Below are 26,111 nucleotides of genomic sequence, written 5' to 3' on the forward strand. Positions count from 1 at the left end.
GGGCGCTGTCGGGCAACCACGGCGCCCTTGTCATATGGAGATAGCATGGATATTTTGAGCAGCAAGGAAAACGGCGTCCTGACGTTGGAATTCAACCGTCCGGAACGCAAGAACGCGATCACCGCCGCGATGTACCAAACCATGGCCGACGCCATCAACGAAGCAGAGCAGGATGCGGCCGTGCGCGCCATCCTGATCGTCGGCAAGCCCGAGATCTTCACCGCCGGCAACGATCTGGAAGACTTCATGAAAACGGCGCCGTCGTCCGGCACGCTGGAAGACCGCTCGGTATTCAAATTCATGATGGCGCTCAGCGGCACGACCAAGCCGGTGGTTGCAGCCGTGGCCGGCGCCGCCGTCGGCATCGGCACCACCTTGCTGATGCACTGCGACCTGGTCTATGCGGCCGATACGGCCAAGTTCTCGATGCCGTTCTCGCAGCTGGGCCTGTGTCCCGAGTTCGCCTCTAGCGTGCTGTTGACCCAAATCGCCGGCTACCCGCGCGCCGCCGAAAAGCTGATGCTGGGCGAAGCGTTCCTCGCTCAAGAGGCATTGGAAATGGGGCTCGTGTCGCGCGTACTGCCGGCCGCCGAACTGCTCGCTTTCGCGCAAGGGCAGGCGGCCAAGCTGGTGGCCTTGCCAGCCAGTTCGATCCGCGCCACCAAGCAGCTGATGAAGGCCAGCCGCAACGCACTGGTCAGCGAAACCATCACCGCCGAGAACAAGCTGTTCAGCGCGATGCTGACGGCGCCGGAGGCAAAGGAAGCGTTCACCGCCTTCTTCCAGAAGCGCAAGCCGGATTTCAGCCAGTTCACCTGATTCGATTCCGCAGGCGGAGTCATTGGCCTCTGGGAACCGGCTTCAATCTGGATTAGACTTTGGACTTTCTATCATTTTCAGCCACAGTCGGTCCGTCGAGCAGTCCTATCAATTGCGAGATCGCTTGTTGAGGGATATTGTTCAATTTGCCGTAACCTTTTAGTAAATCTAAAAAGGCTTGAATGTCCTGGTTGCGGCCGTTCAGCAGGGAGGACACGGCCGTACCGGCGGCTGTTTGTTGAGAAAGCCGGTGCTGCTCCGCCAGTTCCGGGGTGCGCCAATGTCCCACACCGTCGATGTTCGTATAGTCCGCCTCGGGGATCACCAGGCGAACATCGGCGGAGTGCTTGACGACGAGTTTGTTGGATTCGGCACTATATGCGGCAATCGGGCCGCGATTGGCGGAAGTAGCTTGATCACTGGCGCCGCCGATGGAAAAAACCTCCACCATGCGTTCCAGGAAGGCGTGATTCACCGCATGTCCACTTGTGTCCAGCTCAGATTGAATGAAGCCTGCGTCGAGCCGTGTGGTGTTTAAGGCGTCGCTGTCAGCAATTCTCTCGGCGGCAACCTTGTTAGTCGCTGACAGCTCGACGGTTCGTTGGTGCCCCTCAAGGTCGTATTGCCCTTCATGGGGCGCGGACTTACCATGTTTTCGGTAGCCGGCAAGATCACCCCCGAGCGCGTCCACGTGCTTCAAATCGATCCCATTTTCTACCGAGTAGACATACATTTCTTCCAGTAATGCACGATCCTGAGCCGTGAGGAATGGCGTTAACGCACCCGTACCATCGTTTTTGTTAGTCCTGACTTCGCCAGTGTACGTACTTTCATCTCCACCAAAAAGTCTGGAAATCAGCATTCCACGTCCGCTAATGGCGACCTCCCGCATTGAAGTGTTCGCGGCGGTCGCGGCGAACGAGCCGTTGGGATTGGAGACGGCGTTATTCGGCGATCTAGACATCTTGCTCGTAGCGCTAGCGCCTCCCTGAATTGAGGCATTCGACAGTTTGTCGACGGACGCGATGATATTGCTCCTTAAGAGATGCATGCCTGGTTAAATTTTCTTTGCCCTACTCGATGGTTAACGGCGTCTTGGGTGAAAACTTTGATAGGCCTCCCACTTAATTGCTATAGCCGTCTCATTGCTGGTCGTCGGTAGCGTTGTACGCCGGGACGGCGCCCGTTCCATTGACGATTTCATCGCCATGTCATATTAAAAACCTAAGCTTGTTCGCTCTTAAATGATCGGAGCAAGCATGACTTCATCGATTTCGCGTCGCAGTTTCCTGGCCCAGGGTGGGGTATTGGTGGGCAGTTCGGCATTGGGCGGCCCGCTGCTGCTTGGAGGCTGCGGCGGCGGCACCACCCCTATTGCAATCGGCGTCAGTGAGAACGAACGACCCAAGATGCCGTCGGGATTACAGTTTGGCGACATTACGGATAATCGGGCGATCATCTGGAGCCGCAGCGACCGCAACGCGCAGATGATTGTCGAATACGATACCAGCGACCGTTTCAACAACGCCAGCCGCATCGTCGGTCCCACTGCCAGCGACGCCACCGATTTCACCACCCGTGTCGACCTGACCGGGTTGCCCGCCGGCCAGACGGTCTTCGTGCGTGTGCGCTATGTCGATCCCAACAATTCGAAAATCGAAAGCGAAACCATCTCGGGTCAGTTCAGGACCACGCCGCCCGCCGATGGCACCCGGGCCGTGCGTTTCCATTGGAGCGGTGACCAGTGCGGCCAGGGCTGGGGCATCAATACCGATTTTGGCGGCATGAAAATCTATGAAGCGATGCGTTTGCGCGACCCGGACTTTTTCATCCACAACGGCGACACGATTTATGCCGACGGTCCGATCCTGGCCCAGGTAACGGCGGAAAACGGCCAGGTCTGGCGTAATCTTGTCACGGAAGAAGTCAGCAAGGTCGCGGAAACGCTGAAGGAATACCGTGGCCGCCATGCCTACAATATGATGGATGCGAACTTCCGCAAGTTCGCCGCCCAGGTGCCGCAGGTCTGGCAATGGGACGATCACGAAGTGACGAATAACTACAGCGCTTCCAAGGATTTATCGGCCGACACCCGCTACACCGAAAAAAGCATTGCGACCCTCACCACCCGTGGCCGTCGCGCTTTCCTCGAATACGCGCCGATGCGCTATTACAAGCAAAGCGAACCGCAGCGCATCTACCGCACGATATCGCACGGCCCGCTGCTGGACGTATTCGTCGTCGACATGCGCAGCTACCGTGGTCCGAACAGCACCAATCTGCAAACCGTGGAAGACGCCAGTTCGGCCTTCATGGGTCGTGAACAGGTGGAATGGCTGATCGCCGGACTGAAAGCCTCGACCGCAACCTGGAAAGTCATCTCCGCAGACATGCCGATCGGGCTGAACGTCGGCGATGGCAAGAACGCCCAAGGTGAAGCTTTATGGGAAGCACTTGCCAACGGCAACGACGGGCTTCCCCTCGGCCGCGAACTCGAAATGGCTCGCCTGCTCAGTAGCATCAAGGCTGTCCCCAACGTGGTCTGGATCACCACCGACGTCCACTACTGCGCCGCCCACTATTACGATCCCGCCCAGGCCCGCTACACGAACTTTTCCCCCTTCTGGGAATTCGTCGCCGGCCCGATGAATGCTGGCACCTTCGGCCCGGGCGTGCTCGACAAAACCTTCGGCCCGACTGCGGTATTCTCGAAAAGCCCGCTGATCCAGAACTCTTCGCCGTTTGCCGGCTACCAGTTTTTTGGTGAAGTCAATATCGACCCGAAGACCAAGGCGATGAAGGTCGAGCTGTTCAACCTCGACGGCGTCTCGCAGTTTGCACAGACGCTGCCGGCGGCGGGTGTTTAGAGCGTAGAGAAGTTGCGGGTACGCGGGTAGCGGGCGTCGGGCTTGGCCTGTCGGGGCAAGGTCAAGTCTAAACGCCTGCGGACTACTTGGGCCGCGGCGGCTAAGAGTTTAGCTGCTCGTCGTGGCCATTCTCTTTGGGATCATTGAGGTCCGGGGACTGCGGCGGCCAAAGACCTGCTTCGCAGCGCTGTTTGAACCAGGTTTTCATTCCCGTATCATCCAATGCGTATTCGCCTTTCGCGGATTTCCAGATGAGCGACGGCGTCTGCATGCGCAATGTCTCGATCGCGTTTTGCGCTTTTTGTGCGGTAATTTTCTCCCCCGTCTTTTCGCGATAAAAGAAGAGGGCGTCCGCATCGTAGGGCCGGAACCGGTCGCTTTGTTCAAGCATGCGCCATAGCACCGCTTGCTCAAGCGGACGCAGCGCCAAGTACGCGGATTCCATCGCGCGCTCATCGTCGGCTCTTTGCAAATCCGCCATCTCAAGCACCTGTCGCTCAAATCCCCGGGCCGGCGGATGGATGGGATTGAGGATTTGGCCCAGCGTTCTGACAAATGGTTGAGGTCTGTGCGCAAACCGTTGAAATGCCTCCCATAGCAGTGGAATGTCGACAGGCGCCAACTGAGGATAAGTGTGAGTGATCAATTCGGCGATGTGGCCAATGAAATCCACACCCAGCTGCGGCATGATAGAGATGGCAGAACCGAAAAATGGCGCGGCATTCGTGTTCAACAGTCTGAGCAGTTTATCCCGATCGGAGCCGGACATGATGAGCAGCAGGTTTGCGGCAACCGGCGTGTTGAGTTGATCGCGGGCAGATTTGAGGGCGGTCATGGCGCTCTCGCCCGGGACGCTGGTCAGCGCGTGTTGCGCCTCGTCGATAATCAACGCGACCGCTTTTCCCGAAGTTTCGCATAGCGCACGCACTGCCTCGGCCAGTGTCAGACCATCTGTCTTGCCAATTTTTGACGGGTCCATCTTCAGCCAACTGCCCAGACCGACATGCTCGATCCCTGCCGCTTTAGCCGTTTTGGCGACGATGCCTAGGTGCTTACCAAGCTCCTTGCCGATTGCTTCGGCGATGAGTGCCCCGGGGTCCCGGTTTTTGTCACTCCACAGATCGACGTAGACCACGACACGGTTGGTGTTTTCCAGCGCGGGCTGGAGCTCATTTCGCAGAAACGTGGATTTGCCCGTGCGTCGTGGCGCGGCCAGGAAGATGCCGTTGGCCGCATCGCTGAACAAATTCCCACCAGTTAAGTCGCGCACCAGTGCCTGGGTGAGTCCCGGCCTCGCAAAGTAGAAAGGATTCATGTTTATCCCGCTTTATCCGTGCTTGGATAAAGTTATCACAAACGGGATAAAGGTCAATAAAGACCGGATTCATGTCGGGTGCCGGGATTTCAGGCGTTTTCAGCTACTATGGCTAACCTTACGCAAGTGAACGCCTTGTCAATATCTCCCGGGCCGACCCGCTGACCTCATCAGGCGCAGGTACGGATCCTGCTTTATCATCAACACAATAGATTATCTCCGGCGCCTCGGCAGGACACCTGCCTTCGTCCCGTGCAATACTTACCGAAAGGCACTACCGAATGGCCATCCGTGTCGCCCTGCACCATAAAACCAACTACAAATTCGACCGTCTTGTGACGCTGTCGCCGCACGAGGTGCGCCTGCGCCCGGCGCCGCACGCGCGCACGCCGATCCTGTCGTATTCGCTGAGCATCACGCCGGCGCAGCATTTCCTCAATTGGCAGCAAGATCCGTACGGCAACTACATCGGCCGCGCGGTGTTTCCGGAAGCGACCAAGGAACTCGACTTCACGGTCGACCTGATCGCAGACATGACGGTCATCAACCCGTTCGACTTCTTCCTCGAGGATTACGCCCAACATTTCCCGTTCGCCTATCCAGACGCGCTCAAGCTTGAATTGGGCTCGTATCTGCACTTCGAGGAAGATCCCGAGGTGGTCGAGTGGATCGCCATGGCGCGCCGCGACATCATCAAAAAAGATTTGATGACGAACGATTTCCTGGTCGCGATCAACCAGCGCCTGCAGGGCGACATCGGCTATCTGGTGCGCATGGAGCCTGGCGTCCAGACGCCCGCCGAGACGCTGGAAAAACGCTCCGGCTCTTGCCGCGACAGCGGCTGGCTGCTGGTGCAGATCCTGCGCGGCATGGGCCTGGCGGCGCGCTTCGTGTCCGGTTACCTGATTCAATTGAAAGCCGACCAGGCGGCGCTCGACGGCCCAAGCGGCACCGATGTCGACTTCACCGACCTGCACGCGTGGGCCGAGGTTTATATCCCCGGCGCCGGCTGGATCGGCCTCGATCCGACCTCCGGCATGCTGGCCGGCGAGGGCCATATTCCGCTGGCCTGCACCGCGATCCCGTCGTCGGCCGCGCCGGTCAGCGGCTTCACCGATGTCTCCGAGGTGGAATTCCACCACGTGATGACCGTGACGCGCATCCACGAGGATCCGCGCGTGACCAAACCGTACGCCGACGCCGACTGGCACAAGATCGACGCCCTCGGCCAGCAGGTCGACCACGACCTGCAAGCGATGGACGTGCGCCTGACCCAGGGCGGCGAGCCTACCTTCGTGTCGATCGACGACATGGACGGCGCCGAATGGAACACCCTCGCGCACGGCGACAAGAAGCGCGAACTGGCCGGCGAATTGATGCTGCGCCTGAAGAACCACTTCGCCCCCGGCGGCATGCTCCATTACGGCCAGGGCAAATGGTATCCGGGCGAGCCGCTGCCACGCTGGGCGCTCAATATCTTCTGGCGCACCGACGGCCAGCCGATCTGGCGCAACAAGGCGCTGTTCTCGGACGAGAAAAAGGCTGACGGCTACGACGCCGTACACGCCAAGCGCTTCACCGAGGCGTTGGTCAGCACCCTCGGCCTGCCGTCCGACAGCCCGATTCCGGCCTACGAGGACGTGTTGGTACAAGCCCGCCGCGAGGAGAACCTGCCGGTCAACCTCGATCCGCTCAAGGCCGACCTGAAGTCTTCGGAGGAGCGCCGCCGTCTGGCGCGCCTGCTGGAAAACGGCCTTGGCGAGGTGGCCGGCTACGTGCTGCCGCTTAAACCCGAGGAATTGACCGACGACGCCAAGGCGCGCCTGTCGATCGCCTTGCCGACCACCTGGCGCACGTCGGCCTGGCCGCTCAAGCGCGAACATCTGTACCTGATCGAGGGCGAATCGCCGCTCGGCCTGCGCCTGCCGCTCAACGCGCTGCCATGGGTGCAGCCGGAGGACGAGGAGCCGGAATTCGACCGTGATCCGTTCGAGCCGCGCGGGCCGCTGGCGCCGGCGGCCAAGGGCGATGGCGTGCCGTCGCATGCGGAGGTCGATCTGGCCGCCCGCAAATCGGCCGCCAAAAAAGTCGACCCGGCGCCGGCGCCGCGTGAAGTGATCCACACCGCGCTGTGCGTCGAGGTGCGCGGCGGCCGCCTGCATGTGTTCATGCCGCCGCTCAAGCGCATCGAGGACTACCTGGCGCTGGTGACGGCCATCGAAACCACCGCCGCGCACCTGAACATGAAGCTGTGGCTCGAAGGCTACCAGCCGCCGCGCGACCCGCGCGTCAAGCTGCTGAGCGTGACCCCGGACCCGGGCGTCATCGAAGTCAATGTGCAGCCGGCGGCCAGCTGGAATGAGCTGGTGCACAACATGACCACCTTGTACGAAGAGGCGCGCAAGACCCGCCTCGGCACCGAAAAATTCATGAACGACGGCCGTCACACCGGCACCGGCGGCGGCAACCACGCCACCCTCGGCGGCGCGACTGTCGCCGACAGCCCGATGCTGCGTCGTCCGGACCTGCTCAAAAGCCTGATCACGTACTGGCAAAACCACCCGGCGCTGTCGTATCTGTTCTCCGGCACCTTCATCGGCCCGACCAGCCAGGCGCCGCGCGTGGACGAGGCGCGCGACGACAATCTGTACGAGCTGGCGATCGCCTTCCAGCAAATGGACAAGGTGCTGCCGACCCTCCACGAGGGCGACAAGCCGTGGATGGTCGACCGCCTGCTGCGCAATCTGCTGGTCGATTTGACCGGTAACACGCACCGCTCCGAGTTCTCGATCGACAAGCTGTATTCCCCCGACGGTCCGACCGGCCGACTCGGTCTGGTAGAATTCCGTGCGTTCGAGATGCCGCCGCACGAGCGTATGAGCCTTTTGCAGATGCTGTTGCTGCGGGCTTTGGTCGCGCGTTTCTGGCGCCAGCCCTACCAGGCCAAGTTGGTCCACTGGGGCACGGCGCTGCACGACCGTTGGATGCTGCCGCACTTCGTGGCGCAGGATATCCGCGACGTCGCGCGCGATTTGCGCGCGGCCGGCTACCAGTTCGAGGAGCATTGGTTCGATCCGTTCATCGAATTCCGCTTCCCGCGCTTCGGCACCGTGGTGTACGAGGGCGTGGAGATGGAGCTGCGCCAGGCGATCGAACCATGGAACGTGCTGGGCGAGGAAATGACCGGCGGCGGCACCGCGCGCTACGTCGACTCGTCGGTCGAGCGCATGCAGCTGCTGGTGCGCGGCCTGACGGACGGGCGCCACGTGGTCGCCTGCAACGGCCGCATGCTGCCGTTGCATCCGACCGGCGTGCCGGGCGAATATGTGGCCGGCGTGCGTTTCCGCGCCTGGAGCCCGTGGTCTGCGCTGCACCCGAGCATAAGGGTGCAGGCGCCGCTGGTGTTCGACCTGGTCGACACGTGGAGCGGACGCGCGATCGGCGGCTGTACCTACCACGTGGTGCACCCGGGCGGGCGCAGCGAGGATAGCTCGCCGATCAACGCCAACGCCGCCGAGGCGCGTCGCTTTGCCCGATTCTGGGCGCATGGGCACACGCCGGGGCAGATGTATGTGTACAAGGAAGCACTGAATCCGAGCCTGCCGATGACGCTCGATTTGCGCTGGCAGCCCGATTGAGCGCACTATAGAAGAAAAACTAGAAGAAAAGCCGATCGACCGCGATGCCTAAGCAACTGCTATCCAAATATCTGGCCGCACCGGATAGTTTCGACGAAATGCTGGACGCCTCGAAAGAGCCGCGTCCGCATTGGCGCGCCATGTTGGACGGCTTGCGCGCCGAAGCGCCCGATTTGATGCGCCAGCGCCTCGAAACGGTGCAGCGCGAGGTGCGCCAGAACGGCGTCACCTATACCGTCTACGGCGACACCAAGGGCACGCACCGGCCGTGGGACCTGAACCTGCTGCCGCTGATCCTGCCACGCCAGGAATGGGAGGGCATCGAGGCGGCCGTGATCCAGCGCGCCACCTTGCTGAACCGCCTGCTGGGCGACGTCTATGGTCCGCAGAATATGCTCAAGGAGGGGCTGCTGCCGCCGGCGCTGATTCACGGTCACGCCGGCTTCCTGCGCGCCGCACATGGCATGCGCCATCCGGACGACATCGCCCTGCATTTCTACGCGGTCGACCTGGCGCGCGCGCCCAATGGCCGCTGGTGGGCCACCGCCGACCGCACGCAGTCGCCGTCGGGCGCCGGATACGCGCTGGAAAACCGCTCCATCATCGGACGCAGTTTCCCGGCGCTGCTGCGCGACATGAAGGTGCGCCCGCTCGAAGGCTTCTTCGGCACCATGCGCGACAGCCTGGCCCAGTGGGGCCGCCGCTGCGCCGCCAATGGCGACGCCCATCCTCTGCGCGCCGGCGAGGCGCCGCTGATCGTGCTGCTTACGCCCGGCCCTTACAACGAAACCTATTACGAACAAGCCTACCTGTCGCGCTACCTCGGGCTGCCGCTGGTGGAGGCGGGCGATTTGACGGTACGCGGCGGCATCGTGTTCATGAAGACGCTGTCCGGTTTGCGGCGGGTGCACGTCATCATGCGCCGCGTCGACGACGATTTCTGCGATCCGCTGGAGTTGCGCTCCGACTCCGCGCTGGGCGTGGCCGGCCTGACCGAGGCGGCGCGCCGGGGCAACGTCCTGGTCACCAACAGCCTTGGCTCGAATTTACTGGAATCGGGCGCCTTGCTTGGCTTCCTGCCAGCGCTCAGCGAGCGCTTGCTAGGCCAGCCGCTGCGCATGCCGTCGGTGGCCACCTGGTGGTGCGGCGAGCCGGCCGCGCTGGAAGAGGCGATCGAAAAACTGGACCAGCTGGTGATCATGCCGGCGTTCCCGCAACTGCGCCAGCCGCCGGTTTATGGGCGCGATCTGAAGGATGCCGCGCGCGCCACCTTGATCGCGCAGATGCGGGCCAACCCGAACAACTACGTCGCCCACGAGCTGGTGCGGCTGTCGCAAGGGCCGGTGTACCAGCCCGGCACCGGGCGCCTGAACGCGCACTCGATCGGCCTGCGCGTGTTCGCGTGCGCCACGCCGGACGGCTATGTCGTCATGCCGGGCGGTCTGACCCGCGTGGCCACCGGGCCGGACGCGCGCGTCATCACCATGCAGCACGGTGGTGGCAGCAAGGACACGTGGGTGCAGGCCAGTTCGCAGGCGCGTCACCAGCAACCCGTTCCCCGCATCATGACGGCGCAGGATCTGGTGCGCGACGACACGCAGCTCTCGAGCCGCATGGCGGAGAACCTGTTCTGGCTGGGCCGCCACACGGAACGCTGCGACGACATCGCGCGGCTGTTGCGGGTGGCGCTCAACATCGTTTTCAACGTGCGCGCCGGCTATCCGGGCGCCGAATGGCCGACCGTCGAATCGCTGTGCGCCTGGTTCCAGCTGACCCCCATGCCGGAACCCGAGCCGGCGCAGCGACAGAGCCAACAGAGCCAGAGCCAGGATCAGCAAACCCAAAGCCAGGACCAGCAGACGCAGACCCAGAGCCAGGATCAAAGCCAGGGTCAAAGCCAGGGACAAAGCCAAAGCCAAAGCCAAAGCGTGGGCGGCACGCCGGAGCCGGAGCCAGCGCCGCCGGTGATCGCGCATGACGCCCAGATCGAAGCGGCGCTGTTGCTGGCGGTGGTCTCGCCGGACGTGCCGGGACTGGCGCGCCAGCAGCAACAGCTCTATAACACCGCCAGCCAGTTGCGCGAGCGGCTGTCGGTCGACAACTGGCGCGCGCTGAACCGGCTGGTCGAACGCGCGGGCGGCGCCACGCTGCCGTCGCAATCGGAGGCGATGACCATCCTCGACGACGCCGCCGCATCCTTGATGACACTGACCGGTTTCGGCCTGGACGGCATGACGCGCGACATGGGCTGGCGCTTCCTGTCGCTCGGTCGGCGCCTCGAGCGGCTGCAATTCCAGAGCATGGTGCTGCGGGCGGCGCTGGGCATGGACCCGGAAGGTAACCTGGACTGGGTGCTCGAGCTGTCCGACAGTATCGTCACCTACCGTGCCCGCTATCGCGCCCAGCCCGAATGGCTGCCGGTGCTCGACCTGCTGATCCTCGACGACAGCAATCCGCGTTCGATCAGTCACCAGCTGCACGGGGTCCTTGAAGGCTTGCGCAAGATCGCCAAGGTCTACGGACCTTGCGGCGAACACAACCTCGCGCCGCTGCACAGCGAGCTGCTGTCGCTGTCGCCGGAGGCCGATCTCTATGGCGGCAATCGACGCTTGATCGACCTGCTGGCGCGCGTGCAAAACGCCAGCGAAGTGATGGCCGAGCAAATCGGATTGCAGTTCTTCAGCTACACGGGCAGTACGCAAAACAAGTTCGAAACGCCATGCGCGCCCGGATACGCGCGATGACGCCATCCCAAACCCAGCAAACCGCCAGCCCGCTGCCGAATACCGCCAGCGACACGCCACTGCCGCAAACGCAGGCGGCATGCGCGCGCTACCTGGTGGTGCACCAGACCCGCTACGGCTACCAGAGCGCGGTGTCGCTGTCGCAGCAGTACCTGCACATGACACCGCGCTCGTTCGACTACCAGCGCACGGAATCGCACCGGATCGTGACCGACCCGCCGGCCGAGGACATCACCGACGGCGCCGACTACTTCGGCAACCTGACGCGCCACTTCAGCATCGCCACGCCGCACAGCGCATTGCTGGTGCACGTCGAATCGACGCTGGCGCTGTACCCGCGCCGCACGCTCGAGCAGATCGCCGACAGCGCGCCGTGGGAACTGGTGCGCGATCTGATGCTGACCGACCGCAGCGACGCCACATTGGAGGCATGCCAGTACCTGTACGCGTCACCGCATGTGAGCCTGAGCGCGGAGCTGGCCGACTACGCGCGCGAAAGCTTCGGCGCCGGCCGGCCGCTGCTCGACGCCGCGCTGGACCTGACGCAGCGGATCTTCGACGATTTCGAGTTCGACAGCACCGCCACAGACATCTCGACGCCGCTCGAACAAGTGCTCAGCGGACGGCGCGGCGTGTGCCAGGACTTCGCGCAGCTGATGATCGGCGGCTTGCGCGGCCTGGGCCTGCCGGCGCGCTACATGAGCGGTTACCTGCTGACGCACCCGCCGGAAGGGCAGCCGCGCATGATCGGCGCGGACGCGTCGCACGCCTGGGTGTCGGTGTACGACCCGGCGCTGGGCTGGATCGATTTCGACCCGACCAACCGCTGCCTGGTGCAGCACGAGCACATCGTCACCGGCTGGGGGCGCGATTTCAGCGACGTCACGCCGATGCGCGGCATCGTGCTTGGCGGCGGAGAACAGGGCTTGCAGGTCAACGTCACCGTCACGCCGCTGGAGCTGGGGTGAACCGGCGGCGGCATGCCGATAGATAGCCGAACAAAAGACATTCAGGGACAGGGATGGCGCGGATGAAGTATTGGCATATTGTTGTGACCACCATGGCGTCGACTTTGTCGGCCGGCGCGAGCGGGCAGGGCGTCGATGTCCATCTGCGGCTGTTGAAGCCCGATGCGATCGAAGTGGACTACACCTTGCCGCCGCAGTGCGCCGCCGTTCCCTTTGTCAAAAACGGGCCGGATGGCGCGAAAACGCGCGCCAATTGGCAAGCGCTGGACGACTGTGGCGCCGCCGGCGCCGATCAACTCGCGCGCGGCAAGGGTGTTTGTCCGGTACTGCGCTTCCGCGTGCCGACAGCGACCGATCTGCCGGGCTATCCGGCGGCGTTCCCTTTGGGTCAGGGCACGTATGTCCACCTGTCCAATTACGCGCTGGCCGACAGCTGCGGCAAGGTCAATTACCACTTTTCCGCCCCGGGCATCCTGATGAACGGCCGCTCCTACCAGAAAGTAGCGGAGGCCAACGCCGGCGAGGACACGGCGGCGCTGTTATTGCAGGCAGTGCAGCCACAGCGTGACGGCGAGCCGGTGGCGTGGTTCGATCCGCGCCTGTCCGACGCGACGGTGGCCCAGATCAAGCTGGTGGCAGCCGGCACGGTAAATTACCTGCACGGCGCGTTGCCGGATGCCAGTTACAAGCCGCCGATCATGGCGGCGGTGTACGCGACCAGGCCGGGTGGCCCGAGCATCGGCGGCGACGCCAGCGACGTGCTGCGGCTGACATTATTCAACTGGCCCGCCGATCCGGGTCCGACCGAAGAGGCCAGCTTGACAGTGCTGGTGGCGCATGAGTTCAGCCACCGCTTCCAGCTGCGCGACGCGGTTGACGAATATGCCGACCGGCGCCTGATCCACGAAGGCGGCGGCGAATTTTTGCGCTGGATGACCTCCGTCGCGCAAGGTTGGCTGACGCCTGCGCAGGCGGCCGCCGATCTTGATCAGGCATGGAGCAATTGCAGTCTGTACGTGGAGCGGCAAAACTGGCGTGGCATGTCGCCGCGTTTCATCGGTGGCAACCGGCTCGAGTACAGCTGTGGGCTGGCGGCCTACACCTACGTGCTGGCGGCGCGCCAGGGTGCGGGCACGGCGATGGCCCGCATCAACAATTTTTACAAGGAGCTCGGCGCCGGCGGCAAGCCGGACTTCGGCCGATCGCTCGAGTGCGGCGCCACCGTGCCGTGCGAACCACGCTGGCTGGGCCCGCTCTTGGGCGCGGACGGCAGCATGGCGCAACACTGGATCGAACTTTTCGACGCGACCGGACTGGCGACGCCGCAACCGCCAACCCAGGCGCAGCGCGACGCGATGGTGTTGCGCGCGATGGTCAAGTTAATGATGGACAATTGCGGCGGCAGCAGCGGGACGACCGAGACGCCGGAAGGGATCATCCTGGACGGCATCAAAGGCTGTAAAACATTTGCAAAAGACGCCTACGTGACGCGCATTGAAGGCTTGCCGGTGTTTGGCAACCCGGCCACCGGGGACGCCATCGCGGCAGCCTGCACAGGCCGCCAGCGGATCGAACTGGGCCTGCGGGACGGCGGAAAGCTCAATGCGCCGTGCCAGCAACCGTATCTGCGGCAAACGCGGTTCTACCATGCCGATATCGATAAGGTGCTGGCGGCGCTGACGGCGCCAACCGGGCGCGACGCGAAATAGGAATGCACCCAGTGGCAAGGCAACGTTCGTGGCGCTAGAGCTCGAACAAGTTGAGCGAGATTGATCCGGGGATTATCCAAGGAGGTTTCATGGTGTCGAACTACGCAATGACGATCGCGTCGATGGCGAAAATGGCGATGCTGGGCGCTGCTGCGACGGTATTGTTGCTGGCCAGCTCGTCCGCACTCGCCCAAGCGACATCGCGGCCTTGCAATGCCGATGGTCTGGACAACGAACGGCCGGGCCCGGCCTGCCTGCTTGCGCACGCACCGCTGGGTAAGCCTCCTGCCGATGCGCTCTATTGGAGCTTGTATAACTACCCCACCGTGGAGGCTGCCCGGGCCGAGAGCGGCAACGGCTCGGTCATCAACGCATTCGGCAAGATCTGGCTGTTCACTGTCGGGCCTGTCGGGACGCGTCCGCCCAACGGCCAGCACATCGCCGATGTGGGGCCGATGGTTGTCGACCGCAACGTTTCCTATGACGCCGAGTTCCTCCAGTCCATCTTCAGCCCCGGCATGACCGCCCCCATCCATGTGCATTCGGGACCCGAGGCGTTTTACGCGGTCAGCGGCGATACGTGCCTGGAGACGCCGGACGGCGTCCGGGTCGGGCGCGGCGCAGGCAACAGCATGACCGTGCGCGGCGGCCCGCCTATGTTGCTTATGGCTTTGGGGCCGGACCCTCGAAAGGGTTTTGCGCTCATTTTGCATGATGCTTCGTTGCCGCCCACCACCCTGGTGCACCACTGGGCGCCGAAGGGGCTATGCCAGGCGGAAAGGCGTTGAAGCCATCGGCCACCGACGCGGAGCGTCCGGCCGGACTTTTGACCAAGGGAATGTCACATGACGAGTTGAAGCGTATAGCGGACTACATCATGCCGTCGTTTCCGGCGAGCGTTTCGGACCTGGGATTTCTGTTCGGGACGCGCCATGGCGTGCCGGAGTTTTGCGAGGCTGCCCATGGACTGTGGCGGAGCGGCATGTTTAGCCGCCTGCTGGTCTCCGGTGGACGCACCGGCGCCTTGCCGTTGGCCGAGGCGGACGTGATTGCCGAGCGGCTGATGGAGCTCGGAATGCCTGAAAGCGCGTTGATACTGGAAACCGCTGCGACAAATACCGGCGAAAACGTCCGCTTCGGCATGGCAAGGGTGGCGGAAATGATGGACATCAGCGCGATTCGCAGCGTCGTCGTCATCGGTAAAATGTGCTCGACCCGGCGCTACCTGATGACGTTGCAAAAACACTGGCCGGGGTTGAGCCTGTCAGTAGCACCCGTCAATTATTTCAATATTCCCGCAGATCGCTGGCATGAACATGAGGAATTTCGCGCCCGCGTGCTCAGCGAATTCGATAAGATCCCGCGTTATACAGCCGAGGGCTTCCTGGCGGAAATCGACGGATGCGCGGAGTACCCGCAGTTGGGCTGATGAGGTCGTGTCCGAATGACAGACTTGACCCCGGTGCCGGCTTCCAGGATCCAAGGTCGTACGAACTGAAAATACGTCCGTCAAAATAATGAAGCAGGCCGGTGACCCTCCATAGTTTGATGGTAAAGCAAACCCGCAATGCGCGCTGCCTAACTGAGCGCTGGACTACACGTGGGTATGATGTCGCCAAGCGTGCCTTTCGGCGTCGCACCAACCTATCGTCCAAACCAAATGAAAACCTTTCACTGCGACAAGTGTGCACAGCAAGTCTTCTTCGAAAACACGCTGTGCTTTAATTGCGACAGCATGCTCGGCTACCAGCCGGAGCAGCGCGTCGTCAGCAGCTTCGAGGCAGCGGGGGAGGGCACCTGGCGCAGCCTGAACAAAAATGACGCGGGCCGCCTTTACAAGCAATGCAGCAACTACGTCAACCATCAGGTGTGTAATTGGATGCTCGACGCCAACGATCCGAACGAGCTTTGCGCGTCTTGCCAGTTGACCGTCGTCATTCCCACGCTCAGCAACGAGAAGAACCACCTGTTCTGGCAGCGGCTCGAATCGGCCAAGCGCCGCCTGCTGTATTCGCTGTATTCGCTGCACCTGACGCCGGTGTCCAAGGAGACCGACGAGGAAGCCGGCCTGGCCTTCCAGTTCCTGGAGGACGGCCCGGGCGAAGACGAGCGCGTGATGACCGGCCACGACAACGGGCTGATCACGCTTAATATCGCCGAGGCCGATCCCGCCCAGCGCGAGCGCACGCGCGAGCAGATGCATGAGCACTACCGCACCTTGCTGGGCCATTTCCGCCATGAGAGCGGACACTATTATTTCGACCGCCTGATTGCCGACAGCGAATGGATCGACGGCTATCGCGAGCTGTTTGGCGATGAGCGCGAAGACTACAGCGAGAGCCTGAAGAAACATTACGAGAACGGCGCGCCGGCCGATTGGGAGCAGCACTTCATCAGCACCTACGCCAGCTCGCACTCGTGGGAGGACTGGGCCGAGACGTGGGCGCATTACCTGCACATGATCGATACGCTGGAGACCGCGCACGCCTGCGGCCTGTCGCTCAAGCCGCGCAAGAAGGAGGAACCGGAAATGGTGATCACCGCGCCGCCACTGAAGATCGATTCCTTCGACGAAATTATCTCGGACTGGTTCGCGCTGACCTATGTGCTCAATAGCTTGAACCGCAGCGTCGGCACGCCCGACTCGTATCCGTTCAAGCTGCCGACGCCGGTGCAGGAGAAGCTGCACTTCATCCACAAGGTAGTGCTGGCGCAGGTGGAAAAGGACAAGCCCAAGCCGGTCGCCAAGGCCGCCGCTGCGGCGCCGAAGACGAAAGCACCCGCGGCGCCGTTGCCGCAACAGCCCCCGGCGCAGCCACAAGCGGCCGCGTGACGCCGACGACGGCCCCTGCAGGCACCCGCCGGCCTGCTCACGGCATCGCCGGCCGCGCGGTCGCGTCCTGCATGTCGCGCCAGTAGTCGCGCTCGATCCTGGCCAGGTCCACCTCCCGCGCGGCTTCGTCGAACGCTTGCTGGTGTTGCAGACCCTGACGCGTGTGCTGGAAGCAAACGTGCACGCTGCGTGTGGGGAACAGGTTGTCGGCGACGCCGACGCGCGCACGGTCGGCCGGCGTGTAGGGCCCGGCGGCCAGCAAGTAGCGCAGCATGCGTTTTTCGATGACGATGGCACTGAAGCGGCGCGCCAGCAGCTTGCGCAGGTTGATCTCGTCGCTGATGGCCGGTTCGACGGTCAACACGCCGCTGCGGGCGAGCTCGTCGAACTGCTCGCCGTACGAGTAGCCGCCCACCGTGCCGATGCGCATCGCCTTCAGCTCCGTCAGCGCGGCGGGTGTGACCGGTTTGTCCGTCAGATAGGCGAGCACCGACTGCCGGCTGCCGACGGCGCTGGAAAAGTAGCATATCTTCTCCCGCTCCGGATTGCGCAGCAACGCCACCACGCCGGCGTAGCCGCTGTCGTGCAGGCCGACCTCCATCGCGCGCTTCCACGGGAAATAATCGATCCGCGCGGCGTAGCCCATGCGCGTGGCCACAGCGCCGATCAGCGTGCCGGTCAGACCGTTTCCCGGCAGCGAACGGCTGAAAAACGGCGGCCACTCCTCGGCGGCGAAATGCAGCGCGGGCGCCTCGGCGGCCAGACCCGGCACGCAGAGCGATAGCCCTGCACAGAATTTCAACAGCCGTAACAGCTTCAAGCAGCCCCCATTGCACCGCGACGCGGTGCTCCTGTCGGCTATGCTCCCACAGATTATCGGCTGCGGCAAAATTTTGTTACCGGAAGGCGATTTCCTCCGGCAATCACGGCATGCATCGTGCAAGTGAGGCGGCCGTTGGGCGGTCGGGCCTACGGCGGGCGGACGCGTGGTCCACGTCAATGTCGCGCCGGATCCAGTACCGCGTCAAGCAGTTGCCGGCTGTCGTACGGGCTGTCCGGCAGCGGCAGATCCGGGCGCACCAGCGCTCCATCGCTCGCGCCGGACGGCCGCTGGAAGATCAGGCGCGGCACGCCGAGCGACAAGCCGCTGGCTGCCAGCACGAAATTCTGCGTGCCGCCGCTTTGCCGCGTTCGCGCCGAGCCTGGCGCGCCGGCCAACCTGGCGAAGCCGAAGTCCTGTACCACGTTGCTGAACAGGATGGCCGACGAATAGGTGTTGCGCCCCACCAGCACGTAGGTCACGCCGTTGAAACGCAACGGGTCGTCCGTTTGCGGAGGCAGCCATTTTTCTATCGTGCCGTCGATCGCATCGCCCAGTTTCTCGGTGGCGCTCTCGCGGCCTTTTATCACCTTCTTTTTGTACGTCGAGGCCCAGCGATAGGGCTTGTCGGCGATGTAGCGCAGGATGCCATCGATCCACATGTCGTCGTTGCCGCCGCCGTTGGCGCGCACGTCGATCAATAGCGTCTTGACCTTGGCGTCGCGCAGCTGGGTGAAGGCGTTTTCAGTGAAATCGGTGAACCGCTTTTTGTCCGGCCAGTAAAAAGTGTTGACCGTCATCAGCGCGGCGTCGCCGGGTAGCAGCTCGAAACGGAACTGGCGGTCGAATTGCGATTGCCCGTCCAGGTAGGCCGGTAATTTGCCGCCAGCCTTTACGCGCAGTTGGCGGCCTTCGGCAGTCAGCAAGTCGAAACTGACCGGGGCGCCGTACATTTTCCAGTACATGAAAGGCCAGCGGGTCGACAACAGATCGGCGCGGAAAGCGGGCGTGTCGCCGTGGCAGCGCTCCAGCAACTCGGCGACGACGCGTCGCGCCGGTACGCCATTGATCTTTTCTATGCGCACCCCAGCCAGCGGCGAGGCGGCGCCGCCCAGTTCGGCGCGGATGGCCAAACCGCCTTGAGCGTCTACCACCATCTCATACGGAAAAAATCCACCACCGCCGGCGAGGAAGGACTCGCTCTGGCCGCCAGCGTCGGGCTGCGTTAAGGCCAGGTGGGCGTCGGCGAACACGGGGTTGAGTGTGGCCATCACCCGCCAGGCTTGGTCGCGTGTCATCGGTTTGTCCAGTTGCGCATCGATGCGCCGGTAGGTTTGCCGCAATTGATCGGCGTCGGTCGAGAATCCGAGATCGGGATGGGTGCTGGCGATGGCGTCCTGGACGAACCGCAGGTCGGCCCGCAATTGTTCCGGCGTGAAGACAGGTGCCGTTTGCGCCCGTGCACAATGAGCGGCCAGCAGCGCGGTCGCGGCGATCACGGCCAGCAGGGCGAGGCTTGCGCGGTGGGAATTGAGCGTCATCTGGTTCCATGTGGAAAAATCATGGGATGACTGTAGTGCTTGCTGGCGGCGAAGGCCAGCGGGGCGCGACGAACGGCGGTTTTGACGGCATGGAATGCGTCATCGCCGCCGTGGCGCGGAGCATTGATCGGACGATCAATACTTGTAGTTCAAGCCCACCACGAACGTGCGCCCCGAATGCACGTACAGCAAGGTGTCGTTGCGCTGGCTATCGCGTCCATAGCGCAGCGGCGTATCGTTAAGGTTCTGGCCCTCCAGGCTGATGCGCAATTGCGGCGTGATGTTGTACGACATACTGAAGTCGATATTGGTCGACCCGTCGACCACGGTAAAGTCGTGCCCCTGCACATCGCCCAACACGTTGAGCAGATACGATGAACGATGCGCCGCCGACACCCTGGCGCTGAACAGCTTGTCCTCATAGAACAACGTCAGGTTGTGCGCCTTGGGCGACAGGCCGGTGAAGTTGGCGCGCCGCGTCAGCAGCTCGTTGGCGGCCGTGTTCGGATTGTCCACCCGGGTGATGTAGGTGATCTTCGAATCGACGTGCGTGTAGTTGGCCAGCAGGCCGAAATTGGCCCAGATCCCCGGCAGGAAGCTGAAAGGCGCCTGCAGGTTGAACTCGTACCCGGTCAGCGGACCGCCTGGCGTGTTGACCTGGCGGTTGACCACCACCGTGGTGTTGGGCAGGGTGGCGCAGGCCGGCGTGCCGCCGGTGATGCTGCAACCGCCGCCGAGCAGGATCGACTCCGGCAAGCCCAGCGTCGAGAACACCGCGCGCTCCGATACGCCCTGGATGAAGGTGCCGATATCCTTGTGGAAGGCGCCCACCGACACCATGGCGTTTTTGGCGTAGTACCACTCGGCCTGCACGTCGTAGGTCTTGGCGCGGATCGGCGCCAGGTTGGGGTTGCCGATCGTGACCGTCTGCACCTGCGTGCTGAGCGTGGTCGACGGCGCCAGATCGGTGTACTCCGGACGCGCCAGCGTTTTGCCGGCCGAGAAGCGCAGCATGACGTCGTGCGGCAACGTGGCCGAGACGTTCAGCGCCGGCAGGTAGTCGCGGTAGCTGTTTTTAAAGCGCGCCGGCTCCAGCACGCCGTTGGCGTTGAGCAGGGCGAAGCTGTCGACGTTGGTGCGGGCGTGGCGCACGCCAACGTTGCCGCGCAGCGGGATCGAGAACAGGTCGTACTTGAAGTCGGCCGCCAGGAACAGCGCCTTGATCGACTCGTCGACGCCGCGGTTGGCCTGGTTCAGGTAGTTGTAGCTCGAGCCCGGCACCTCGCTGCAATGGCACTCGATGTTGTAGACCTTGAGGAACTTGTCGAGGTCGACGGCGGCCCATGAACTGGGCACGCCGCTGGCGTCGAGGCCCTTGCCGAAGCCGCCGATCTGGCGTGTGATATCGCCCATGCCCACGCCGGCCGGCAAGGCCAGGCCGTTGCCGCCGGAGCCGATTTCGACGTTGGTCCAGCTGTTGTCGCGCTTGGAGAAGCCGGTGCGCAGGGTCAGGTTGTCGTTGAGCTCGTAGCTGGCGTTGATCTGGTTGGTCTTGAGCGTGTTGCGCGTGTGCAGATAGCGGCCGACGAACTGACCGTGGAAGGTGCCGTCGGCCTCCTGCGGCGCGAAGCTGAAGCTGTTCGGGTTGGTGACGTCGACGCCGAAGTTCATCGCGGGCACGTTGCGGTTGTTGCGGAAGTCGAACGAGTAGCCGTTGGCGTTGGGCGAGTCGAGTTGCACCGTGGTGCGTTGCGGCTCGTCCAGGTCCGAGCGCGACTGGCCGGTCAGGAAGTCGATCTTCAGGCGGTCGGTGACGTCGTGGCGGCCCGACAATACGTGCTGGCGGAACAGCGTCGAGTAGACGTCCAGCAGCCCCTCGCTGCGGACGTCGACCGCGTTGAACTTGCCGTAGTCCCAGCTGCCGGCGTCGTTGAAGTGGCTCTCCAGGATCGACGTTTGCGGCTTGCCGTTCGATTGCCCGAGGCTGCGGCCGAACGAGATGGCCGAGATGTAGTTGTCGTAGCGCTTGTTGTTGAACTTGCCGCCCAGCAGATCGAGGTTGAGCTCGGTGCTGGCGTTCGGACGCCACTGCAGCGAGCTGGTCACGCCGGAGCGCTCGTACTGCGTCATCGAGCGGCGGTAGCGCGGAATGCGCGGCGCGAACGCGCCCGAGCCGGGCAGCGGATTGGCGACCGTGCCGCCGTAGTTGTCGGTGCGCGACATGACGTCGTTGTAGGCGGCCAGGTTGGACGTGCGCGGCACGCCGAAGCCGCAATTGGCGGCGTTGATGCCTTTAATGGCGTTGTTGGCGGGGTTTTGCGGCGTGTAGCCGGCCGGCGCGCAAAAGCCGCCGTCGTTGCTGGCGCTGAGCAGTTCGACCGCCTCGTAGCCTTCCTCCTGCACCGTGCGCTTCGAGTAGGCGGCCGAGATCAGCGCGCCGAACTGGCCGTACGGCGTCTTCCAGCGGTCGGACAGCAGCGCCGTCATGCGCGGACTGTATTTTTCCGACAGCGAATTGTGCATCTCCTGTGCGCCCAGGCTGAAGGTGCGGCCCTTGAAGTCGAACGGACGCGCGGTGCGCAGGTCGACGGTGGCGCCAAGCGAGCCTTCCTCGACGCTGGCCTCGGAGGTCTTGCGCACCTCCAGGCTATTGAACAGCTCCGAAGCGAACACGCTGAAGTCGAAACCGCGCCCGCGGTTGGTGCTGCCGTTGATGTCGGAGGCGCCGGTGGCGGTCACGCCCTCGATGCCGTTGATGCGCACGCGCGTGAAGCCGGCGTTGAGGCCGCGCACGGTGATCTGCTTGCCCTCGCCGCCGTCGCCGCGCGTGAGCGATACGCCCGGCACCCGTTGCAAGGATTCGGCCAGGTTGGCGTCGGGGAACTTGGCAATGTCCTCGGCCTTGATGACGTCGATGATGCCGTCGCTGGCGCGCTTGGTGTTCAGCGCGCTGTTGAGGCTGGCGCGGAAGCCGGTGACGACCACGACGGAGTCGGCGGCCTGCGCGGCCGGCTGCGCCGGTTCGGTCGGCGCGGCGGTTTGCGCGCGGGCGGGAGCGGCCATCGCGGCCAGCACGCCAATGACGGCGAGCACGGATGGTTTGAGCGGACTAAGGGCGTTCCGGTTCTTCATGCGTATCCTTTTGGTTTTTTATGTTGCTGTGTGGATGTCTCTCCCTGCTAGGGAAAATCGATCATATGCGAGTTCAACGCGGGAAAAATCAGCGCTGCGGAAACGATCAGGTAGTTGATTTATTGAAGGATTTTGCGGAGTCCAGCGTTGCTTGCTAACTACAATGCGCCGCACGGGACCCTCGTCGGGCGTTATCAGAAAGAGTTGTATTTTTTTCAAATAAGCCGCTAGAATAGCTTCCTGGAAACTTTATCAGGCCGGGAGCCGTATGGAATTGGTGTACAAGAACGAAAGAGCGCTGTTCGGCATCATGCTGGCCGTGTCGCTAGTCGTCTGGGCCGGCCTGCTGGCGGCGACCATGGGCATGGCGCTGGTCTATTTGCTGCTGTTCTTTATCACTTATTGTTTCGCGCAGTCGGCGCTGGTGTCCTGGCTCAAGGGCACCGGCGTGCGCATCACGGCCGAGCAGTTTCCCGACCTGCGCGAGCGCATCGACGCCTGCTGCCGGCGGCTCGGCCTCGAGCAGGCGCCGGAGGCCTACCTGCTGCAAATGGCCGGCAGCCTGAACGCCTTTGCGATACGCTTTCTCGGCAACAACTTCATCGTGCTGTATTCGGACGTGGTCGACGCGCTGGAGGACCGCCCGGACGCGATCAATTTCTATATCGGCCACGAGATCGGCCACCTCAAACGCCAGCACCTGCGCTGGTCGGCGCTGCTGGCGCCGGCCTCGATTGTTCCGCTGCTGGGCGCGGCGTACGCCCGCGCGCGCGAATACACGTGCGACCGCCACGGTTTCCACGCCTGCGACGATCTCGACAGCGCACAGGCTGGCCTGTCGGCGCTGGCGGCGGGCGGCAAGCGCTGGCGCCAGCTGAGCACGGCCGGCTACGCCGCGCAGGCGCAGCAGTCGTCCGGTTTCTGGATGTCGTTCCACGAACTGGTCGGCGACTATCCGTGGCTGGTCAAGCGCATGGCGGTGGTGCGCGGTCTGGCCGGCGGCAACGAGGTCGAGCAGCCCGGCCGCCACGGCCTGGCCTATCTGCTTGCGCTGTTCGTGCCAAGGCTGGGCGTTGGCGGCGCCGGTTCGCTGCTGGCGGTGCTGGCGCTGGCTGGCGTGCTGGCGGCGGTGGCGGTGCCCGCCTACCAGGACTACACCACGCGCGCGCGCATGACGCAGGTGGTCGGCGTCGGCAAGGAGGCGACGGCGGCGGTGGAGCGCTATTTCTATGCCCACGGCAGCGCCCCGGCCACGCTGGAGCAGGCTGGCTACGCGATGGCCGATCCCAACCACGTGGTGCAAAACATCACGGTCGACGTCGCCAACGGCGCGGTGCACGTGTTCCCGGCCGACCTGAACTATCGCGGCAAGGCTATTGCGTTCACGCCGAGCCTGGACGAGAATAAGCGCGTGGCATGGCGCTGCGGCAGCGACGGCATTCCGGCCCGGCTGCTGCCGCCCGATTGCCGCGAGTAGCTGGCCGATCCGCCACCCCCCATCGAAGGACGCACTTTTGACCACACCGCTGGAAATCGCCGCCAATGCCGTCATGGCGTTATCCATCGTGCTCGCCGGGCGCAACAATATACATTCGTGGTGGCTGGGCGTGATCGGCTGCTCGATGCTGGCGGCGCTGTTCTATAGCTCCCGGCTGTATGCCGACGTCGCGCTGCAAGGCTTCTTCATCGTCACCTGCCTGATCGGCTGGCGCCAGTGGACCGGCGGTGGCGGCGGGGCGCTGCCGATTTCCAACGCGCGGCCGCTGCTGGTCGGCTCGATGGCCGTGGCCGGCCTGGCCGCCACCGCCGCCTACGGCCTGATGCTGCAGGCCTGGACCGACGCCTACGCGCCGTTCATCGACTCGGCCGTGCTGATGTTCAGCATCATCGCGCAACTGCTGCTGATGGGGCGCCGGCTGCAGACCTGGCCGTTCTGGCTGCTGGTCAACACCGTCTCCATTCCACTGTACGCCAGCCGGGGCTTGTACCTGACAGCCGCGCTGTACGTGGCGTACTGGCTCAACGCGCTGGCCTCTTGGTTTTTCTGGCGCCGGCAGATGCGCGGCCAAGAGGCTAACCTACAACTAGGTGCAGAGAAATTACGATAAAGAATCGACTTTGACCGGCACGCGCTCTATCATTCATTTCCAAGTGGAAAAAATATGGAGCGCAAAATGCAATGGTTCTATGATCTTAAAATAGGCAAGAAGTTAATTCTGGCGTTCGCGGTGGTGATCGCGCTGACCTGCTTTCTCGGCCTGTTCTCGATCACCCAGCTGACCAAGGTCAACCAGGCCTCCACCGACATCGCCACCAACTGGATGCCGGCCGTGCGCTACCTGGGCCAGGTGCAGAACTCGATGTCGCGCTACCGTATCTCCGAATCGACCCATATTTTGCTGTCCGAGGATGCCGAGATGGCCGCCACCGAGAAGTCGATGGCGACCCGGCTCGAAACCCTGGGCAAACAGCAGGCGTCTTACGCAACGCTGGTGTCGGAGCCGGAGGAAAAACGCATCTACGCCGAACTGCAGAAAACCATGGAGATTTATCAGGCCGAAAGCAAAAAGCTGACGGCGCTGTCGCGCGCCGGCCAGAAGGACGAGGCGCGGGCGCTGTTCCGTGGCGCCTCCAACAAGGTGTTCCGCCAGGTCAACGAGCAGCTCGACGCGCTGGTCAAGATCAACGACGACGGCAGCATGGCGTCCGACACCTCGGCCGCGCAGACGTTTTCGCTGGCCCGCAAGCTGATCCTTGGCACCTTGGTGGCGCTGATCGTCATCAGCCTGGTACTGGCGACGACCGTGTCGCGCGCGGTCGCCGCGCCGCTGCAGGAGGCGGTGGTGATCGCCCGCCGCGTCGCCGAGGGCGACCTGACCGGCCACATCGTCAGCAACAGCAAGGACGAGACCGGGCAATTGATGCTCTCGCTCAAGGCCATGAACGACAGCCTGCTGCGGGTGGTGGGCGAGGTGCGCGGCGGCACCGACACCATCGCCACCGCGTCGGCCCAGATCGCCAGCGGCAACCTCGACCTGTCGAGCCGCACCGAGGAGCAGGCCAGCTCGCTGGAAGAGACCGCCTCGGCGATGGAGGAGCTGACCTCGACCGTCAAGCAGAACGCCGACAACGCGCGCCAGGCCAACCAGCTGGCGCAATCGGCGTCCGGCACGGCCACCGACGGCGGCCAGGTGGTGGGCGAGGTGATCGCCACGATGGAGGCGATCAGCGCGGCCTCGCGCAAGATCGTCGACATCATCAGCGTGATCGACGGCATCGCCTTCCAGACCAACATCCTGGCGCTGAACGCCGCCGTCGAGGCCGCGCGCGCGGGCGAGCAGGGGCGCGGCTTTGCCGTGGTCGCCAGCGAGGTGCGCAACCTGGCCCAGCGCAGCGCGGCGGCGGCCAAGGAGATCAAGCAACTGATCGACGATTCGGTGACCCAGGTCGACAGCGGCACGGCGCTGGTGCAGCGGGCCGGCACGACGATGAGCGAGGTGGTGGCCAGCGTGCGCCGCGTCAGCGACGTGGTGGCCGAGATTTCGGCCGCCAGCCACGAGCAGAGCACCGGCATCGAGGAAGTCAACCGCGCCATCACCCAGATGGACGAGGTGACGCAGCAAAACGCCGCGCTGGTCGAGGAGGCGGCCGCCGCCGCCGGTTCGCTGCAGGAGCAGGCCGCCAATCTGGCGGCGGTGGTCAGCGTGTTCCGGCTGCGCTAAAAA

The 26,111-nt window shown here is 63.6% G+C and carries 17 protein-coding genes; 12 read left to right on the forward strand and 5 right to left on the reverse strand.

The features are described 5' to 3' along the window. The first annotated feature begins 45 nt into the window (after positions 1–45). Entirely contained in the window at positions 46–819 is a 774-nt protein-coding gene (locus tag ACZ0BA_RS25625; RefSeq protein ID WP_463453923.1) for an enoyl-CoA hydratase, read from the forward strand. Between the two features lie 52 nt (positions 820–871). On the opposite strand, the gene ACZ0BA_RS25630 is transcribed toward ACZ0BA_RS25625, so the two are convergent. Then, a complete protein-coding gene (locus ACZ0BA_RS25630) occupies positions 872–1,783 on the reverse strand; it encodes a hypothetical protein (RefSeq protein WP_463453924.1) in 912 nt (303 codons plus the stop codon). Positions 1,784–2,078: 295 nt separating this feature from the next. Between ACZ0BA_RS25630 and ACZ0BA_RS25635 the strand changes: the two genes are divergently transcribed. After that, on the forward strand, positions 2,079–3,686 hold the full coding sequence (locus ACZ0BA_RS25635) for an alkaline phosphatase D family protein (RefSeq protein ID WP_463453925.1): 1,608 nt from the start codon (positions 2,079–2,081) through the stop codon (positions 3,684–3,686). Positions 3,687–3,786: 100 nt separating this feature from the next. On the opposite strand, the gene ACZ0BA_RS25640 is transcribed toward ACZ0BA_RS25635, so the two are convergent. Continuing rightward, on the reverse strand, positions 3,787–5,001 hold the full coding sequence (locus ACZ0BA_RS25640; protein WP_463453926.1) for an AAA family ATPase: 1,215 nt from the start codon (positions 4,999–5,001) through the stop codon (positions 3,787–3,789). A 281-nt stretch (positions 5,002–5,282) separates the two neighbouring features. Between ACZ0BA_RS25640 and ACZ0BA_RS25645 the strand changes: the two genes are divergently transcribed. From ACZ0BA_RS25645 to ACZ0BA_RS25675, 7 genes are all read left to right on the forward strand, one after another. Further along, positions 5,283–8,639, forward strand: coding sequence for a transglutaminase family protein (locus ACZ0BA_RS25645; protein ID WP_463453927.1), 3,357 nt, complete (start codon positions 5,283–5,285; stop codon positions 8,637–8,639). Between the two features lie 44 nt (positions 8,640–8,683). Next, a complete protein-coding gene (locus ACZ0BA_RS25650) occupies positions 8,684–11,383 on the forward strand; it encodes a circularly permuted type 2 ATP-grasp protein (protein WP_463453928.1) in 2,700 nt (899 codons plus the stop codon). Further along, a complete protein-coding gene (locus tag ACZ0BA_RS25655) occupies positions 11,380–12,351 on the forward strand; it encodes a transglutaminase family protein (RefSeq protein WP_463453929.1) in 972 nt (323 codons plus the stop codon). The genes ACZ0BA_RS25650 and ACZ0BA_RS25655 overlap by 4 nt, the downstream gene beginning before the upstream one ends. Before the next feature lie 62 nt (positions 12,352–12,413). Beyond that, positions 12,414–14,060, forward strand: a complete 1,647-nt coding sequence (locus ACZ0BA_RS25660; protein ID WP_463453930.1) for a hypothetical protein — start codon at positions 12,414–12,416, stop codon at positions 14,058–14,060. Positions 14,061–14,149: 89 nt separating this feature from the next. Further along, positions 14,150–14,848, forward strand: a complete 699-nt coding sequence (locus ACZ0BA_RS25665; RefSeq protein ID WP_463453931.1) for a hypothetical protein — start codon at positions 14,150–14,152, stop codon at positions 14,846–14,848. Continuing rightward, positions 14,845–15,489, forward strand: coding sequence for a YdcF family protein (locus ACZ0BA_RS25670; protein ID WP_463453932.1), 645 nt, complete (start codon positions 14,845–14,847; stop codon positions 15,487–15,489). Before ACZ0BA_RS25665 ends, ACZ0BA_RS25670 begins: the two co-directional genes overlap by 4 nt. A gap of 231 nt (positions 15,490–15,720) precedes the next feature. Continuing rightward, a complete protein-coding gene (locus ACZ0BA_RS25675; protein ID WP_463453933.1) occupies positions 15,721–16,893 on the forward strand; it encodes a zinc-binding metallopeptidase family protein in 1,173 nt (390 codons plus the stop codon). 37 nt (positions 16,894–16,930) lie between these two features. On the opposite strand, the gene ACZ0BA_RS25680 is transcribed toward ACZ0BA_RS25675, so the two are convergent. The 3 genes from ACZ0BA_RS25680 to ACZ0BA_RS25690 form a co-directional block, all read right to left on the reverse strand. Beyond that, positions 16,931–17,713, reverse strand: a complete 783-nt coding sequence (locus ACZ0BA_RS25680; protein WP_463453934.1) for a substrate-binding periplasmic protein — start codon at positions 17,711–17,713, stop codon at positions 16,931–16,933. Between the two features lie 176 nt (positions 17,714–17,889). Further along, on the reverse strand, positions 17,890–19,254 hold the full coding sequence (locus tag ACZ0BA_RS25685; protein WP_463453935.1) for a S41 family peptidase: 1,365 nt from the start codon (positions 19,252–19,254) through the stop codon (positions 17,890–17,892). Between the two features lie 135 nt (positions 19,255–19,389). Beyond that, positions 19,390–22,386 (reverse strand): TonB-dependent receptor, encoded by a 2,997-nt coding sequence (locus ACZ0BA_RS25690; RefSeq protein ID WP_463453936.1) that lies wholly within the window; start codon positions 22,384–22,386, stop codon positions 19,390–19,392. Between the two features lie 268 nt (positions 22,387–22,654). On the opposite strand from ACZ0BA_RS25690, the gene ACZ0BA_RS25695 reads away from it, so the two are divergent. The 3 genes from ACZ0BA_RS25695 (at position 22,655) to ACZ0BA_RS25705 (ending at position 26,108) form a co-directional block, all read left to right on the forward strand. Then, positions 22,655–23,863, forward strand: a complete 1,209-nt coding sequence (locus ACZ0BA_RS25695; RefSeq protein ID WP_463453937.1) for a M48 family metalloprotease — start codon at positions 22,655–22,657, stop codon at positions 23,861–23,863. 37 nt (positions 23,864–23,900) lie between these two features. After that, the gene (gene pnuC / locus ACZ0BA_RS25700; protein WP_463453939.1) at positions 23,901–24,494 is read left to right on the forward strand and encodes a nicotinamide riboside transporter PnuC; all 594 of its coding nucleotides are present in this window, start codon (positions 23,901–23,903) and stop codon (positions 24,492–24,494) included. A gap of 66 nt (positions 24,495–24,560) precedes the next feature. Then, a complete protein-coding gene (locus ACZ0BA_RS25705) occupies positions 24,561–26,108 on the forward strand; it encodes a methyl-accepting chemotaxis protein (RefSeq protein WP_463453940.1) in 1,548 nt (515 codons plus the stop codon). Positions 26,109–26,111 lie beyond the last annotated feature (3 nt).

The organism is Duganella sp. AC917 (genome assembly GCF_979258245.1).

Bases quoted from the DNA above. Each gene is read 5' to 3' on its own strand.
- ACZ0BA_RS25625 (WP_463453923.1), top strand. From the start codon at position 46: ATGGATATTTTGAGCAGCAAGGAAAACGGCGTCCTGACGTTGGAATTC.
- ACZ0BA_RS25630 (WP_463453924.1), bottom strand. From the start codon at position 1,783: ATGTCTAGATCGCCGAATAACGCCGTCTCCAATCCCAACGGCTCGTTC.
- ACZ0BA_RS25635 (WP_463453925.1), top strand. From the start codon at position 2,079: ATGACTTCATCGATTTCGCGTCGCAGTTTCCTGGCCCAGGGTGGGGTA.
- ACZ0BA_RS25640 (WP_463453926.1), bottom strand. From the start codon at position 5,001: ATGAATCCTTTCTACTTTGCGAGGCCGGGACTCACCCAGGCACTGGTG.
- ACZ0BA_RS25645 (WP_463453927.1), top strand. From the start codon at position 5,283: ATGGCCATCCGTGTCGCCCTGCACCATAAAACCAACTACAAATTCGAC.
- ACZ0BA_RS25650 (WP_463453928.1), top strand. From the start codon at position 8,684: ATGCCTAAGCAACTGCTATCCAAATATCTGGCCGCACCGGATAGTTTC.
- ACZ0BA_RS25655 (WP_463453929.1), top strand. From the start codon at position 11,380: ATGACGCCATCCCAAACCCAGCAAACCGCCAGCCCGCTGCCGAATACC.
- ACZ0BA_RS25660 (WP_463453930.1), top strand. From the start codon at position 12,414: ATGAAGTATTGGCATATTGTTGTGACCACCATGGCGTCGACTTTGTCG.
- ACZ0BA_RS25665 (WP_463453931.1), top strand. From the start codon at position 14,150: ATGGTGTCGAACTACGCAATGACGATCGCGTCGATGGCGAAAATGGCG.
- ACZ0BA_RS25675 (WP_463453933.1), top strand. From the start codon at position 15,721: ATGAAAACCTTTCACTGCGACAAGTGTGCACAGCAAGTCTTCTTCGAA.
- ACZ0BA_RS25685 (WP_463453935.1), bottom strand. From the start codon at position 19,254: ATGACGCTCAATTCCCACCGCGCAAGCCTCGCCCTGCTGGCCGTGATC.
- ACZ0BA_RS25690 (WP_463453936.1), bottom strand. From the start codon at position 22,386: ATGAAGAACCGGAACGCCCTTAGTCCGCTCAAACCATCCGTGCTCGCC.
- ACZ0BA_RS25695 (WP_463453937.1), top strand. From the start codon at position 22,655: ATGGAATTGGTGTACAAGAACGAAAGAGCGCTGTTCGGCATCATGCTG.
- ACZ0BA_RS25705 (WP_463453940.1), top strand. From the start codon at position 24,561: ATGCAATGGTTCTATGATCTTAAAATAGGCAAGAAGTTAATTCTGGCG.